General features: G+C 67.6%; 9 protein-coding genes. 5 read left to right on the forward strand and 4 right to left on the reverse strand.

What is annotated here, in order from left to right; all coding sequences use genetic code 11:
- Positions 1–211: hypothetical protein (locus Aple_RS52145; RefSeq protein ID WP_170321596.1), on the reverse strand; the 211-nt coding region annotated here is incomplete at its 3' end.
- Between the two features lie 239 nt (positions 212–450).
- On the opposite strand from Aple_RS52145, the gene Aple_RS21140 reads away from it, so the two are divergent.
- The gene (locus tag Aple_RS21140; RefSeq protein ID WP_155346383.1) at positions 451–1650 is read left to right on the forward strand and encodes an FxsB family cyclophane-forming radical SAM/SPASM peptide maturase; all 1200 of its coding nucleotides are present in this window, start codon (positions 451–453) and stop codon (positions 1648–1650) included.
- 183 nt (positions 1651–1833) lie between these two features.
- On the opposite strand, the gene fxsT (Aple_RS21145) is transcribed toward Aple_RS21140, so the two are convergent.
- Positions 1834–4371: an FxSxx-COOH system tetratricopeptide repeat protein gene (fxsT, locus tag Aple_RS21145; RefSeq protein ID WP_155346384.1), complete on the reverse strand. Its 2538-nt coding sequence runs from the start codon at positions 4369–4371 to the stop codon at positions 1834–1836.
- A gap of 183 nt (positions 4372–4554) precedes the next feature.
- Here fxsT (Aple_RS21145) and Aple_RS21150 point away from each other — a divergent pair, with 183 nt between their 5' ends.
- The 3 genes from Aple_RS21150 to Aple_RS21160 all read left to right on the forward strand — a co-directional run bounded on the left by Aple_RS21150 (position 4555) and on the right by Aple_RS21160 (position 7736).
- Positions 4555–4701, forward strand: a complete 147-nt coding sequence (locus Aple_RS21150) for a hypothetical protein (RefSeq protein WP_155346385.1) — start codon at positions 4555–4557, stop codon at positions 4699–4701.
- Positions 4702–4821: 120 nt separating this feature from the next.
- Positions 4822–5709, forward strand: coding sequence for an SIR2 family NAD-dependent protein deacylase (locus Aple_RS21155; RefSeq protein ID WP_155346386.1), 888 nt, complete (start codon positions 4822–4824; stop codon positions 5707–5709).
- Positions 5706–7736, forward strand: coding sequence for an nSTAND1 domain-containing NTPase (locus Aple_RS21160; RefSeq protein ID WP_155346387.1), 2031 nt, complete (start codon positions 5706–5708; stop codon positions 7734–7736). Before Aple_RS21155 ends, Aple_RS21160 begins: the two co-directional genes overlap by 4 nt.
- Before the next feature lie 3 nt (positions 7737–7739).
- On the opposite strand, the gene Aple_RS21165 is transcribed toward Aple_RS21160, so the two are convergent.
- Positions 7740–9008, reverse strand: coding sequence for an MFS transporter (locus Aple_RS21165; RefSeq protein WP_155346388.1), 1269 nt, complete (start codon positions 9006–9008; stop codon positions 7740–7742).
- Positions 9009–9557: 549 nt separating this feature from the next.
- On the opposite strand from Aple_RS21165, the gene Aple_RS21170 reads away from it, so the two are divergent.
- Positions 9558–10427, forward strand: coding sequence for an alpha/beta fold hydrolase (locus tag Aple_RS21170; protein ID WP_246264685.1), 870 nt, complete (start codon positions 9558–9560; stop codon positions 10425–10427).
- Here the strand turns inward: Aple_RS21170 and fxsT (Aple_RS21175) are convergent.
- Positions 10424–14350, reverse strand: a complete 3927-nt coding sequence (gene fxsT, locus Aple_RS21175; RefSeq protein ID WP_155346390.1) for an FxSxx-COOH system tetratricopeptide repeat protein — start codon at positions 14348–14350, stop codon at positions 10424–10426. The genes Aple_RS21170 and fxsT (Aple_RS21175) overlap by 4 nt on opposite strands.

Below are 14350 nucleotides of genomic sequence, written 5' to 3' on the forward strand. Positions count from 1 at the left end.
CCTGCGCCCCCACCCACCGCGCCGCGTCCCCCCGCGACAGATCCGCGACCTCCACCTCCCGCAGCTCCCGCGACCGCTCCACCTGCGGCGACGCCACCTCCCTGACCGCACGCGAGTTCACGAACGCCCCCGCGACCAGCACCCCCGCCGCCGCCAGCGACAACCCCGCGGCGACCCGGACCTGCCGCCCAGGAGGCACCCCGAACCGCACCCGACCTCCCGGAATCCCGCCACCCGCTCACGCTTAGGGCACCACACCGCCAGACCGCGTCGCAACCCCGCCCCCGCTCCACCGGGCCGGAATCTTGACTGGAGACGAAAATTCATGAGAGATAAGAATTGGCGCCAAATGCCCTCTCGTGAATTCGGGGGGAGGGTACGTAGAGAACGGTAGGGCTCAGGGGACCGCGATCACGTTAGAGGTTGCCGCGATTGCTCGAAAACTCTGAAATGGGAGAGCCGCCGTTTCCGGCGTCCCTCGATGTCGAGGCACTTCTGGCGTCGGGGTGGAAACCCTATGCCTTCCACCAGTTCATTCTGAAGATTCACAGCCGCTGCGACCTGGCCTGCCGCCACTGCTACGTCTACGAAATGGCCGACCAGGGCTGGCGCGACCAGCCCCGCCGGATGTCGGAGGCCATCGTCGACCGGGTCGCGCTGCGCATCGGCGAGCACGCCATGGCCCACGGCCTCACCGAGGTCGACGTCATCCTGCACGGCGGCGAACCCCTCCTGGCCGGCCCCGACTTCATCGCGTACGCGGTGCGCGCCATCCGCCGCGCCATGGACACCGGCACCCGGGTCAACGTCAGCATCCAGACCAACGCGCTCCGCCTCGACGACACCTTCCTGCGCCTGTTCGACCAACTCGGCATCCGGGTCGGCGTCAGCCTCGACGGCGACGCCCAGGCGCACGACCGGCACCGCCTCTTCCGCGACGGCCGCGGCAGCCACGCCCAAGTCGTGGACTCGCTGCGGCGGCTGTCCAGCGGCCCCTTCCACCACCTGTTCAGCGGCCTGCTCTGCACCATCGACGTGCGCAACGACCCGGTCAAGACCTACGAGGCGCTACTCGCCTTCGACCCGCCCGCCGTGGACTTCCTGCTCCCGCACGGCAACTGGTCCACGCCACCGCCGTTCCGGGAGGCCGATTCGGCGGCGACGCCGTACGCGGACTGGCTGATGGCCATCTTCGACCGCTGGTACGGCCCGGCCGAAACCGAGATCCGCCTGTTCACCGAGATCCTGCGCCTGCTCACCGGCCGCCCGTCCCGGAGCGAGTCCATCGGCCTGTCACCCGCCCTGCTGGCCGTGATCGAAACCGACGGCAGCATCGAGCAGTCCGACATCCTCAAGTCGGCCTACCACGGCGCCGCCGCCACCCGGCTACATGTGCTCTCCCACCCGTTCGACGCCGCGCTCACCTTCCCATCCCTGGTCGCACGGCAGATCGGGATGGATGCGCTTTCCGGTACGTGTCACGAATGCGAGATCGTTTCCGTATGCGGCGGTGGGCTTTACGCACATCGTTATGACGACAATACGGGTTTTCGCAATCCCAGCGTGTACTGCCCTGACCTCTACCGGTTGATCTCCTATATAGATCGTGTTCTCGCCCGGGACGTGGCACGCTTGAGAGGACGCAGATGACTATCGTTCCCCACCGTATTTCGGAGAAGGCATTCCGGGCCATGGCGGCGGGGGCGGCGGCCCTGCGGCGATAGCCGAACCGCGGGCGCGCCGCGATCCCGTGCTCCCCGCCCGGTTCACCGGCGGCGAGCTGGCGCTGCCCTCGGCCGGATCGCTGCGCGCGCCACCGCGCGGAACACCTGATCAGATCGGCTGGGGGTCGAAGTCGCAGTCCACGCGGACGCGGCGGGCGGCGAGCTCCGCGTCGGGGTGGTTCTCGCCGTCCTGCGCCCGGTAGCGGGCCAGGGTGTCCTGGAGCATGGCCTCCGCCTCCTCCTCCGCGCCCACCGCGCGCAGGTCGAGGGATAGGTTGGCGGCGCACGCCAGTGACATGAAGTAATCCTTGCCGAACAGGGCGTGCAGACGGCCCAGGATCTCCCGGCCGAACCGGACCGCCTCCTCGGTCTCGCCCAGCGCGGCCAGGTCGGACTGGAGGTTGATGGCGCAGGTGAGGGTGTAGTCGTGCGGCCATCCCAACCGTTGCACCAGGGCGTCGACAGATGCCTGGTTCAGGCTCCTGGCCCTGGCCCGCTCACCGCACAGCCGGTACAGCACGGCCAGGTTGCCGTTGCAGGCGTGAGTGAAGGGGTGATCCTTGTCGTACACGACCGCATATCGGGGCACGGTCTCCTGAGCCAGCTCTAATGCCTTGTCCAGGTTGCCCCGCATCCGGTAGGCGTTGGACAGGTTGATCGCTGTCGCCATCGTGTCCGGGTGCTGCTCGCCGAGCAGCTGCCGCAACCGGGTGTGGGTGTCCTCGGCGAGTTCGAGTGCCTCCTCCACATCGCCCCTGCGGCGTTTGGCGATCGACAGGTCCTTGGCTGCGAGCAGCGTCTCGTGGTGGTCCAGCGACAGTTGCTGCTTGCCATAGTCGAACGCGTCCTGCCCCAGGTCGACGGCCATGCTGTAGTCGCCGCAGAGCCGCACCGCGCGGGAGAGGCCGCTGTAGGAGCCGAGCACCTGGCGCGGGCCCACCCCGCTCCTGGCCGTGCTGAGGTCGCGCAGCAGCGCTCTGAGCATGTCGCTGGCCTTGGTATATTCGCTCGTCAGCGAGTAACCGATGGCCAGGTTGTGGCGGACCCGGTACACGCTCACCGGGTTGGCCTGCTCCAGGGACTGGTAGCTGACCAGCAGTTCCTCGTACAGCTCGCAGGACCGGTGGAACTCGCCGCGGGTGCGGAGCGTGCTGCCGTAGCTGTTGGTGGCCCACAACGTCTCGGAGTGGTTGCGGCCAAGCACCTCGCGCATCTGGTCGAGCGTATCGTGATCGTTCTCGTACGCGGCGGAGTACATGCCCAGGCTACGCAGAATGTTGCCGAGGTGCTTGCGGGCCACCAGCACGTCGGCGTGCAGCGCGCCGTTCCGCTCGGTCCACCGCTCGATGAACTCATCCACGAAGCCGCGGGCCAGGTGGTAGTTGCCCGCCAGGTAAAGGTAGCGGACGGTGTTCAGCGCGAACTCGCGGACGTTCGGCTGCTCGCACTCCGCCAGGTTGGAGTGCACGATATGCGGCACGAGCTCCTCGAAGCTCTTCCAGTTGGCGTTGTCCTCGGGGTCCCTGGGCGCGCTGTGCGCCAGCAGCAGATGCACCTCGTGCCGGATATCGTGCTGCTCCTTCTCGTTGAGCTCCTCCCGGAGCAGAGTCTGGATCAGCCGATGCACTGTGATGGTTCGGGTGGCCGAGTCGATCTTGGCAAGCGCGTATCGGCCGAGTACGCTCAGCGCCCTGGTCAGCATCAGCGGATCGGCCAGAATCGGGGCAATGCGCGGGGTGTCGGCCTCGGTGCCGCGGCGAAACACGTCCCGCGGGATCGGCTCGGGCCCGAAGAACGCGCAGCAGCGGAGCACGTCGATGGCTTCGGGCAGCCGCCGCCGCAACTCGTGCACTGAGAGGCCCCACGCGGCCGCCATAGACTGCGGATAGCCTTCCGCCTTGTTGACCGCCATCAGCCGGGTGGTCTGCTGGTCCAGCAACTCGATGTACTCCTCGATGGACATGGCCGTCTCGAACATGAGGGCCCCCGCCTGCTCAAGCGCCAGCGGCAGGTCGCCGAGTTTTTCGGCCAGGGTGTCGGCCAGTTCGTCCTTGATCTCGCGGCGCACCCGCTTCTTCAGGAACGCAGCGCTTTCCTCCCGGTCGAAGACGCTTACCTGGAGGGTGGCGCCGTGGTTGGTCCATCGGGTGTTGCGGGAGGTGATCAGCACATGCCCGGTGCCGCGCGGGATGTAGTCCTCCAGGTCCGCCGGCTGGTTCGCATTGTCGAAGATCACCAGCCAACGCCGGTACGGCTCGCCGCGTTCCAGTGCCCGTTTCACCGCCGCAGCGGTCTCCTCGAACCCCATGCCCATGCTGGACGGCAGCTTGAGTTGCGGGGCCAGCGCGGCGAGCGAGGCCGGGACCAGTTCCCGCTGCTCGGCGGGAATCCAGCAGACGACGTCGTAGTGGCGGCGGTAACGCCACGCGTATTCGATGGCGAGTTGGGTCTTGCCCACGCCGCCTTGGCCCTGCAGCGCTTGCGGCTGCCCCTCCGGGACCACTGCGGTGACCTGGCCGACGCCGTCCCGCAATTTCACCAGCAGATCTTCGCGGCCGGTGAAGTGCGGATTGCGCGGGGGCACGCGTTCCCAGATGTCGGGTTGCCGGTCGGGAGTCGAATGCACGGCGCCACCTGAAAGTTCCATCTGAACCCTCCGCCCTGGCCCAGGATCTGGGATATAGCGCAATACTAAAGCTTGATTCACGGTCGCGGTGACTACAGAATCATAAGGAAGCGTGACGGGGTTTCGGGGCCACCCGCCGAGGGGGAACCCACCCTAAATCGGATATTGGGGCATCCGGAACCGAACCGATTGCGAGGAGTTCGCATGCAGGATCACGGGAGCGCCGGGATTGGCAACTACGGCATCGTGTCGCTCAAGGAACTCGAGGCGCTCAGTGTCGAGCAGGCTGCGTACGAGTATGTCAAGGCCGAGGGCGACGGAGTGGCGCGGTTCTCGAGCAGCGTGAGATAGGGCCCGCCGGCCCGGCAAGTAACGGAACGAACCGGCCCACCTGCCATCGAACTCGATATATGGTGCGGGAAAGTGGCTCGGGCCGATTCGACCGCGAGGTGGTGCCGCTACTTGAAGGAAATGACGGAGGCCGATTGGGAGCGGCTGCTCTTCCAGCTGAAAAAGGGCGCGAGCACACCCTTTCTCGGTGCCGGTGCATGCGCGGGAAGCCTGCCCTCGGGCGGTGAGCTCAGTGAACGGCTGGCGACCCGCTGGGGTTACCCGTTCGACGACAAGGCCAACCTCACCAAGGTCACGCAGTACGGCGCGATGAAGTTCGGCGAGTCTATGCATGTCAAAGAGCAGATCTGCGAGGAGTTGGCCGACACGGGCCGGGTGCCCGATTTCACCGACCTGCGCGAACCACACGGCCTGCTCGCCGGATTTCCGCTCCCAGTCTATCTGACCACTAATTACGATGACTTCGTCTACCAGGCGCTAAAGGCCAGCGGTAAAGATCCGAATGTGGCGCTCTGCCCCTGGCACGCCGGCCTCGTCTACGACGAGGATCTCTTCCGGCACAAATCGGGCTGGAATCCGGAAGCGCACGCTCCGCTGATCTATCATCTGCACGGCCGGATTCAAGATCCTGGATCCATCGTCATCACCGAGGATGATTATCTGGAGTTCGTCTTCAACCTGGCCTATGATCGGGCCGCGGAAACACCGATCATGCTTCCCTCCGCGGTCCTCCGGGCGCTGACCGTGCGCTCGCTCCTCTTTGTCGGCTACAGCCTGCAGGACTGGACCTTCCGTTTCCTGTTCAACAGCCTGCTGCGCGCGGTACCGGGAATCAATCGGCGCAGGCATGTCAGCGTCCAGCTCGCCCCCAATGTGGACAGCACGGCGGTCGGGGAGCTACAGAACCAGGTGGAGCGGTATTACGCGGGCTGGCAAGTATCGATTTTCTGGGGCACGGCGGCGCAATTTTGCGAGAAGCTTCGCGAGCGGATGGGAACGGTCACGTGATTACGGGCACCGGGAACGCGCACGTCACGGACCAGCCCTACGTCGGCTTGCGGGCCTTCCGGCGGGCCGATGGCCACAAGTTCTTCGGCCGCGAGCGCGAGTCCTACGAGGTCGCCACCCAATGGCAGGCCAACCGGCTGACCATCCTGCACGGGCCGTCCGGTGTGGGCAAGACGTCGTTGATCAACGCCGGGGTCCTGCCGCTGCTCGATCCGGACGCCACCGACGCGCTGCCGGTGGGCCGGGTCTCGCACGGCTCCGCGTTCCCGGTTGCGGGGAACGTCAGCTACCCGGCGGCCGCGCTGCCGCCGCAGCACAACCCCCACGTGTTCGCGCTGCTTTCGTCCTGGGCGCCGCAGGAGTCGCCGACCCGGCTGGCCCGCCTCACCCTGGAGAGCTTCCTGCGCAGCCGCCCCTCCCGGCAGGACCAGTTCGGTGATCCGGTCCTAGTGCTGCTCGCCATCGACCAGGCCGAGGAGCTGTTCGACGACTTCGCGCACCGGCAGTCCTATCGGGAGTGGTTCCTCGATCAGCTGAAGAAGGCGATCTCCGCGGACGAGAACATCCGGCTGCTGATGTGCATCAGGGACGATCATTTGGCCTCGATCATGCCGTACCGGTCCCAGTTGGCCGGCCATAGCCACTGGCGGGTCCGGCTCGATCCGCTCGGCCGCGAGCAGTCCAGGCAGGCGATCGAAGGGCCGCTGGCCGGGACCGGGCGCGGCTTCACCGACCACGCGGTGCGCAAGCTGCTCAACGACCTGTGCGTGGACCGGGGCGGGCTGCTCGGCGAGCGGGAGCAGGCCGAGCCAGTGCAGCTCCAGGTGGCCTGCTCCATGCTCTGGCGTTCGCTGCCGCCCGGGGTCACGAAGATCACCCCGTTCCAGATCGGGGAGGTGGTCGCCGCCGACGAGCAGGTCACCGAGTTCTTCGAGAAGACAGTGCGCGAGGTAGCCGCGGAGCACCTGGGCGGCGACATGCCCCGGCTGACGGCCTGGCTTGCCCGCACCTTCGTCACCGAGCTGGTGACCCGCCAGCGGGTCACCATCCGGGAGACGATGACGGCCGGCATGGACAACGCGCTGATCCAGGCGCTGGTGGACCGGCACATCCTGGACTCCGACCGGGGCGGCTGGTGTGAGCTCTCGCACGACCGGCTGATCCCCCCGGTGCTCAAGGCGGCCGGCCCCATCGACCTGTCCCGCCAGGTCAGCGATCCCGACGACGTCCTGAGCGCGGCCGAGCTGGCGCTGCGCGATCGGAACCTGGAGCTGGCGGAAAGCCTGGGCGAGGAGGCGCTCCAGCGGGCCTCGGGGGATGTGAGGCTGGCAGCCGAGATCGGCTCGTTCCTCGGCAATGTGGCCTACCAGGCTGAGGGGTACGACACCGCGATCGAGCGTTACCGCACCGCGGCGCAGCTATTCGAGACGCTCGGGGCGATCGACGCGGTGGCTCGGCTGCTGGTGGGCATCGGGCGGCTCAGGCTGGCGCAGGGCGAGCCCGGTCTGGCCGTGGACGAGCTCACCGCCGCGATGCGCAGATTCCGCCACGATCTCAGCATCCAGACCGCGCTGGCCTGGGCGCTCTGGCACGACGGCGCCTCGCAGGCGGCCAGGGACACCCTCACCGACGTGCTCGAGCAGGAAGGCGGCGCGTTGGACGCGCTGCAGGCGCGGGGCGAGATCCTGGCGAGCATGGGGGAGAACGCCGCCGCCCTGCGCGACCTCGATCGCGCCGGGCCGTTGCAGTGGCCCTCTACCAAGGCCGCGCACGCGCTGGCGGCCACCTGGCTGGCCGCCGACAGCGGCCACACCGAGATCGCGCAGGAGCACGACAAGGAGATCATGGAAGCCCTGGCTGACGCCCCCGACAGCGGCCCGGTCCAGCTCTACGCCGCCTGGATCAGCGCCGCCCAGGGCAACCGGGAGGCCGCCGCCGACCACGCCGGACGCGCGCTGTCGGCCAGGTCGCCGGGACTGCCCGGCCACCTGGTTCCCGAGGCGCGGCGGCTGAACTCGCTCGCCTGACGCTCAACTCAGGGCGCGCCCGGGTTGCGCCGCTCTGCGCCGCATCCCGAGCCGGCTCATCACCATGGCTACGGAGGTCACGGCGGCGAAGGCCACAGTGACCCAGAACACGGCCGCGGTGGCCTGCTGCGCGGTGAGCCGGGCCGCCAGCAGCCCGCCCAGCGGAGCCGCCAGGCAGACCGCGCCGTGCGCCATCAGCCGGTGCACGCTGACCACCCGGGCCAGCTTCTGCCGGTCCACGCTGCGGATCTCATACGTCCTGATCGACACGTTCACCAGCGCCCCGGTGCAGCCGGTGAGCACGGTGGCGATCGCGTAGGAGGCCGGCTCCCCCCAGGTGGCGATGAACAGCGCCAGTACCCAGATCCACAGCTGCGCGTAGAGCGTGTGGGATTCCGGTTTGAAGAGCCGCTGTATCGACGGCAGACGGGCCAGGCTCGATCCGATGGCGCCGCCGATGCCCCCGGCCGCCAGCACGAGGCCGACCAGGATCGAGGAAAGGCCAATCGATTCGGCCATGAAGATGATGATGACCGTGTTGATGGCCAGATTCGTGACGGCGGTGACCAGCATGGCCCTGCGCAGGAAAAGGTGGCCGCATAGCTCGCGGAATCCGCTCACCATGTCGGCGGACAATGGCCCGGTGGCCAGTTGGCGTACGCCCCTGCCGATTTCCTTCAGTACCCGGAATCGTTGCCGGCGCGGTTTTCTGGTGTGTGCCTCGCCGGACAGGAATGCGCTGGACAGTGCGAAGATTCCTGCATTCAGCAGGAATGCCCACAATTGGCCGAGGCCGAAGAACAGCCCGCCCAGCGGCCGCCCCGCGAGCACCGCGAAATGCACGCCGGTCTCGGCGGTGGCGAGTAGGGCCGGTGCGCTGTTCGGGGAGATGAGCGTGGAGAACAGCGCCGTTTCGGCGAGTGAATAGGTGACCCAGAGCGCGCCTTCGACGAATGCCGCCACGATGATGTGCGCTGCGGTCACCTGCCCGATGGCGATCGCGCCCAGCACGCTGAGCACGGCGAGACCGCGCACGGTCTCGGTGAACAGCATGATCGAGCGGGGATCGGTCCGGTCGGCCAGCACCCCCGCCGGCATGTAGAACAGCAAGCCCGGCACTGTGAGGGCGAAGGTCACCCAGCCAACCAGCATCGGCGATTGGGTGACCGACAGGGCCAGCAGCGGATAGGTGATGCCTATCGCCCGGGAGCCGAGCGTGGAGGTGGCGACGCTGCACACGGCCCGGATGAATTGTTTACGCTGCCGCCGCATTTCCGCCCGCTGCCTTTTCGCGGACGGCTCCCGCCTGGGCCTTTTCACCTACTGGTCCACGGGGCGGTCTGGTATATTGCCGCTATCGGATGTTGCCGGACCGTATTCGACCGCATATTTCGTTTCCATTCCCTCCGATTGGAGGGAATGGACCGGCCCGGTGAGTGGGGGAGAGGCGGCCAAAACTCTCCTTTACGGCCCGAAGCGGGGTGTGTGCGTAGTGGGATACCCGCACTTCAGGGAGCGTTTGCACGCGCCCTCGCGCCACTTGTGGATCTCCCGAGGAAACGAATCATACTCTGGCTGCGGTTCTCCCCGCACCAAGACACGTGGAGTCGCACAAACCTTCCACGATTAGAGTCGTGTCACCTTTATGCTGCTATTTCATCCCAATTTGGCAAAGATGCCTACCAGGTTGGCGCAGGCTATGCGAGCGCCGTGCGAGCCCCCGGGATACCGAACCTCGATAGCCCGCCGGCGGGCATGGACAACCGCCCTGATGTGGGGGAGAACCTCATAGAGGAGTGTTGACGGGGAGGCGCCTTGACCGTGCTCGTGAGCACAGCGGATGGCAGGAGACTGGCGGTTGAGGAACGGGGAGCGCCTGAGGGCAGTCCGGTGTTCCTGCTGCACGGCACACCGGGGAGCAGGCTCGGCCCGGCGCCGCGGCCGCAGGTGCTCTACCACCTGGGGGTCCGGCTCATCACCTTCGACCGGCCCGGCTACGGCCGCTCCGACCGGCTGAAGGGCCGCGCGATCGCCAGCATCGCCGCCGACGTGGCCACCATCGCCGACGATCTCGGCATCGAACGGTTCGCGGTCGTCGGCCGGTCCGGCGGCGCGCCGCATGCGCTCGCCTGCGGCGCCCTGCTGCCCGATCGCATCACCAAGGTGGCGGCGCTGGTGGGCCTGGCGCCGCCGAAGGCCGAAGGGCTCGACTGGTTCGAGGGCATGGCGGCCTCCAACGTGCGGGAGTACATCATCGGCCAGGGCGGCACCGGCGCGGTCGCGGCCAGCCTGGCCGCCGCGGCGGCCCAGATCCGCGCCGACCCGTCCAGCAAGCTGCGCCTCCTGGCCACCGAGTACACCGCGACCGACCGCAGGACCGTCGCCGACTTCGGTATCCGCACCATGCTGGTGGACAACTTCTCCGAGGCGCTCCGGGCCTCCGCGGACGGCTGGGTCGACGACATCGTGGCCTTCCGCTCCGACTGGTCGTTCGACCCGGCCGGAATCACCGTGCCCACCCTGGTGTGGCACGGCGAGCAGGACGTCTACTCCCCGGTCGGGCACGCCCGCTGGCTCGGCCGCCGGATTCCCGGCGCCATCCTGCGGATCGACCCCGGGATCGCGCACTTCGGCTCCATCGACGTCCTGCCGGACGTGCTGCTCTGGCTGATCAGGGAGCAGGCGTACTAGATCGGCTGGGGTTCCAGGTCGCGGTTGATCCGCCGCCACAGGCGGAGATCGTGGACGATCGGGTGCTCCTCACCGAGCTTGTCGGACAGTGCCTGCAAGGTCGCCGACTGGAGCTTGCCGGCGTCCTCGGTGCGGGAACTCTCGCGCAGCACGATGGCGAGATCGGCGCGGCACACCATCGTGTCCGGATGCCGGGGACCCAGCCTGTTCTCCAGACCGGTCAGGGTCTCCCGCAGCAGGGTCTCCGCCTCCGGCAGCCGTTCCAGATCCGCCAGGCAGTTGGCGACGTTGATCGCGCACGACAGCGAGTACGGATGGTCCGGCCCCAGCTGGGCACGGAACACCTCCAGCGCCTCCTCGCCGATGGACAACGCCTTCTTGGTCGAGCCCAGGGAGCGCAGGTAGATCATGAGGTTGTTGGCGGCGACCCGGGTGAAGGGGTGGGTCGGGCCGAGACGTTTGTCGTACTCCAGATAGGCGGCCTCGGCGGCCTGGCGGGCCAACTCCTTGTTGCCGAGCGCGGACAGGCAGGACGCCCGCTCCAGGTCGGCGGCCAGCGCCTCCGGCGGGGACGGGTAGTTGCGCTGGAAACTTTCCCAGACGCCCTGCGCGATGACCATCGCCTCCTGCTGCTCGCCCGCCTTGCGGAGTGAGACCGCAAGGCTCTTGGCGGCGCGCAGGGCCTCGAAGTATTCCTCCCCGAACGCCTCATGGTAGAGCTCCAGGGTGTCTCTGAGCTGGTTGATGGACTCGGTGTAGAAGCCCGCCTCGCGCAGGTCCCGGCCCAGGTTCTGGGCGCAACCGAGCGTGTCCAGGTGTTTGGGGCCCTTCACCCGGCTGTTGCGGTCGAGCGTGTCCTCGTCCAGGTCTCTGGCGCTGAAGCAGTCGCCGACCAGGCGGAACGACACCGCCAGGTTGTTGGCCGCCTTCAGCGTCATCTCGTAGTCCTCCCCGAACAGGTCCTTCCACCGCCCGTAGGTGTCCCGGTCCAGCTCCAGCGCCTCGGTGAACCGCCCGGCCGCGCGCAGGTCGGCGGCCCAGCCGAGGGTGGTCTGCAGGGTGTGTGCGTGGTTCGGACCGAGTAGCTCTGTCTGCCGGTCCAGCACCCACTTGGTGAGCTTCCTGGCCTCCTTCTCCTCACCCAGCGAGCGCTGCGCGTTGGAGACCGCGAACAGCATGTAGAGGCGCTGCCGTTCGACCTGGCCGAACTTGCCCTCCCAGAGGTTGGCCAATTGCTGGCCGAACTTGATCGCGTCGGTGTACTGGCCGCGCAGCCACAGGTAGCGGACACGTTCGGTGAGCAGCAGCCGGGTTGCCTCCTGCTGGACGCAGTTCTCCGCCTCGGACGGGACCAGGTGCGGCCAGATGATGTCGTACAGCGGCCAGTTGGCCGGGTCGTCCACCTCGCCCTTGCTCGGGCGGGCTCCGACCAGGATGTCGTGCACCAGGTGCGAGGTCGACTCGCGCTCCTCCTGGGTCATCTGGCTCTTGATCACGACCTGGACCAGGCGGTGAAGCTGGATGGAGTTGTTGCCCGGATCCACCTTGGCCAGCGCGAATCGGGTGATCTCCCGGATCAGCCGGGGCAGCATGGCCTTCTGGCCGTCCAGCATCGGATCATCCGGCAGCGCCTTCATCATCTCGTTGCTGTAGATGAGCTTCAGCGAGATCGGCTCCGCCGCGAAGAACGCGCACAGCTGGAGCATCCGGACCGCCGCGGGAGAACGCTCCTGCAGCTGTGTGAGGGAGAGGTTCCAGGTGGTCGCCACCGGCATCGGGTAGCCCGCCGGGGGGTCGGTAGACAGGATCCGCGCGGTCTGCGAGCGCAACTCGTCGATGTACTTGCTGGCCGAGACCCCGGTCTCCGCCAACCAGGCGGCGGCCTGCTCGACGGCCAGCGGCAGGTGGCCGAGCTCTTCGGCGACGGCCAGCGCCTCCGTGGGGTTCAACGTCTCCACCCGCCTGAGCATGTGCTCCAGGCTCTCCTGCTTGCTGAACACCTCCACCTCGAACGGGGTCGCGGTGGGCCCCCACGACTTGTTCCGTGAGGTCACCAGCACGTGTCCAGGGCCGTCCGGCAAGTATTCGAGGAGCTTCTCGGGGTCCCGGACGTTGTCGAAGATCAGCAGCCAACGGGCGTGCGGGTGCCCAATCCGGAGCGCCTCACGCGCCGCCTTGGCGGCCTCGACTACGTTCTCGCTGACCCGGATGTTGAGCTTGAGCGCCAGCTCGGCCAGCGCCGTGTTGATCAGTTCGGGCTGCTCAGCGGAGATCCACCAGACCAGATCGTAGTCGGCCCGGAACCGGTGCGCGTATTCCAGCGCGACCTGCGTCTTCCCCACCCCGCCGAGCCCGAATAGGGCCGCCACCTTCTGGGTGGACCCGGTGGACGGCGAGGCCCCCACCAGCTGGTCGCGCAGGTGCTCCAGCGCCGATCCGCGGCCGGTGAAGGAGATGTTCCGCAGGCCGACGTTCCAGATGGGCGGGATCAGGCCCGGATACCGGGATCCCGGTGGCGGGTGGTCGGCCGGGTACTCGCCCGGATCCCGCCCAGCCGCGCGCAGCACCGCGTCCGTCGCCTGCTGCTGGCTGAGCCGGTACAGGTCGACCGGCGGGCGGTCCGTGAACGACGTCGGCAGCCGCACGTCGGCGACCCGGAACGTGGTGATCTGGCGAGGGCCGCCGGTCAGGTCGGCGCTGATCGCCTGGGTCCAGTCCTCCATCGCCTGCGCCGCGCGGGTGAACGACGGCGACAGCAGCACCATCACCCGGCTGGCCTGATCGATCGGGTCCGCCTGCCCGCTGTTGGGGGTGAGCGCCCTGGGCGTGACCCGGCACCCCGCGTTCTCCAGCACAGAGGTCATCCAGTCCGCCCACATCCGGTCCTCGGGCGTGTAGCTGAGCACGATGTCGGCGTGGTCGACGGGCTGCCGCCGGGTGAACATCTCCAGCCACCGGACTCGAACCGCCTCCTCCATCGGCGCCAGGGCGGTGACCTTGCCGTTGGTGATCGCGGCGGTCAGCCGCTCGTACGCGGCCAGCAGCGAGCTGGGCGAGCCGGGCGTGTCCCCGAACGTGGCCAGGGTCTCCTCGAAGGCGTAGAAACGCTTGTACGGAATCTCCACCGATCCCCAGTACTGGTTGCGCTCCTCGGCGTTCATGCCCTTCGGGAACTGCTCGAACATGGACCTGGCGAACTGGCGGCCCGCGTCCAGCTTCTCCTTCTCCCCGTCGTCGATCCGCATCGGCACCGGCAGGATCCGCACGTCCCGCTTGTGGTGCCGCTCGTCGATGTAGTGCGCGACCCTGGCGGCCCCCTCGATGCTCTGGTCGGTCATGGTGAAGCAGTCGACCAGCAGGTCGGGCAGCTGCAGCGTGCACACGTCGGCGATGTCGCTCAACCCGGTCCTGCTGTCGATCAAGATGTAGTCGTAGTTGCGCTTCATGTTGTCCCTGAGCGCGTCAAGGAACCGCCCGCCGCCCAGCTCACCGTAGAAGTTGTCCCAGTTGAACCCGGACACCAGCGACGAGTAGTTCCGGTTCTCCTGCCCCGCCGAGATGAAGTCCAGCGTGCCGACCCCGGGGAACTCCCAGGACAGCGAGGTCGCGTGCGGCAGCACCTGCGCGTAGGTTATATGCAGGTCAGGCCGCAGGTCCGCGTGCGGGTCCGACTTCTGCTTCTTCGCTTCAAAGGCGTAGTCGGTGATGATGTCGATCACGCCCGGCGTGGAGGTGACCACGTCCACGTCCATGAACGGGCGCAGGAACTTGTGTAACCCTGGAGATTCCAGGTCCCAGTCCATCACCAGTACGCGCAGACCCTGGCTGGCCAGCACCCAGGCGGTATTGGCCAGCGCCATCGTGCGTCCGGTGCCACCCTTGTATGAGTAGAAAGTGATGATCTGGCCGTTAGTGTCGTTCAT

This window comes from Acrocarpospora pleiomorpha (assembly GCF_009687885.1).
In the GTDB taxonomy this organism is placed as follows: Bacteria; Actinomycetota; Actinomycetes; order Streptosporangiales; family Streptosporangiaceae; genus Acrocarpospora; species Acrocarpospora pleiomorpha.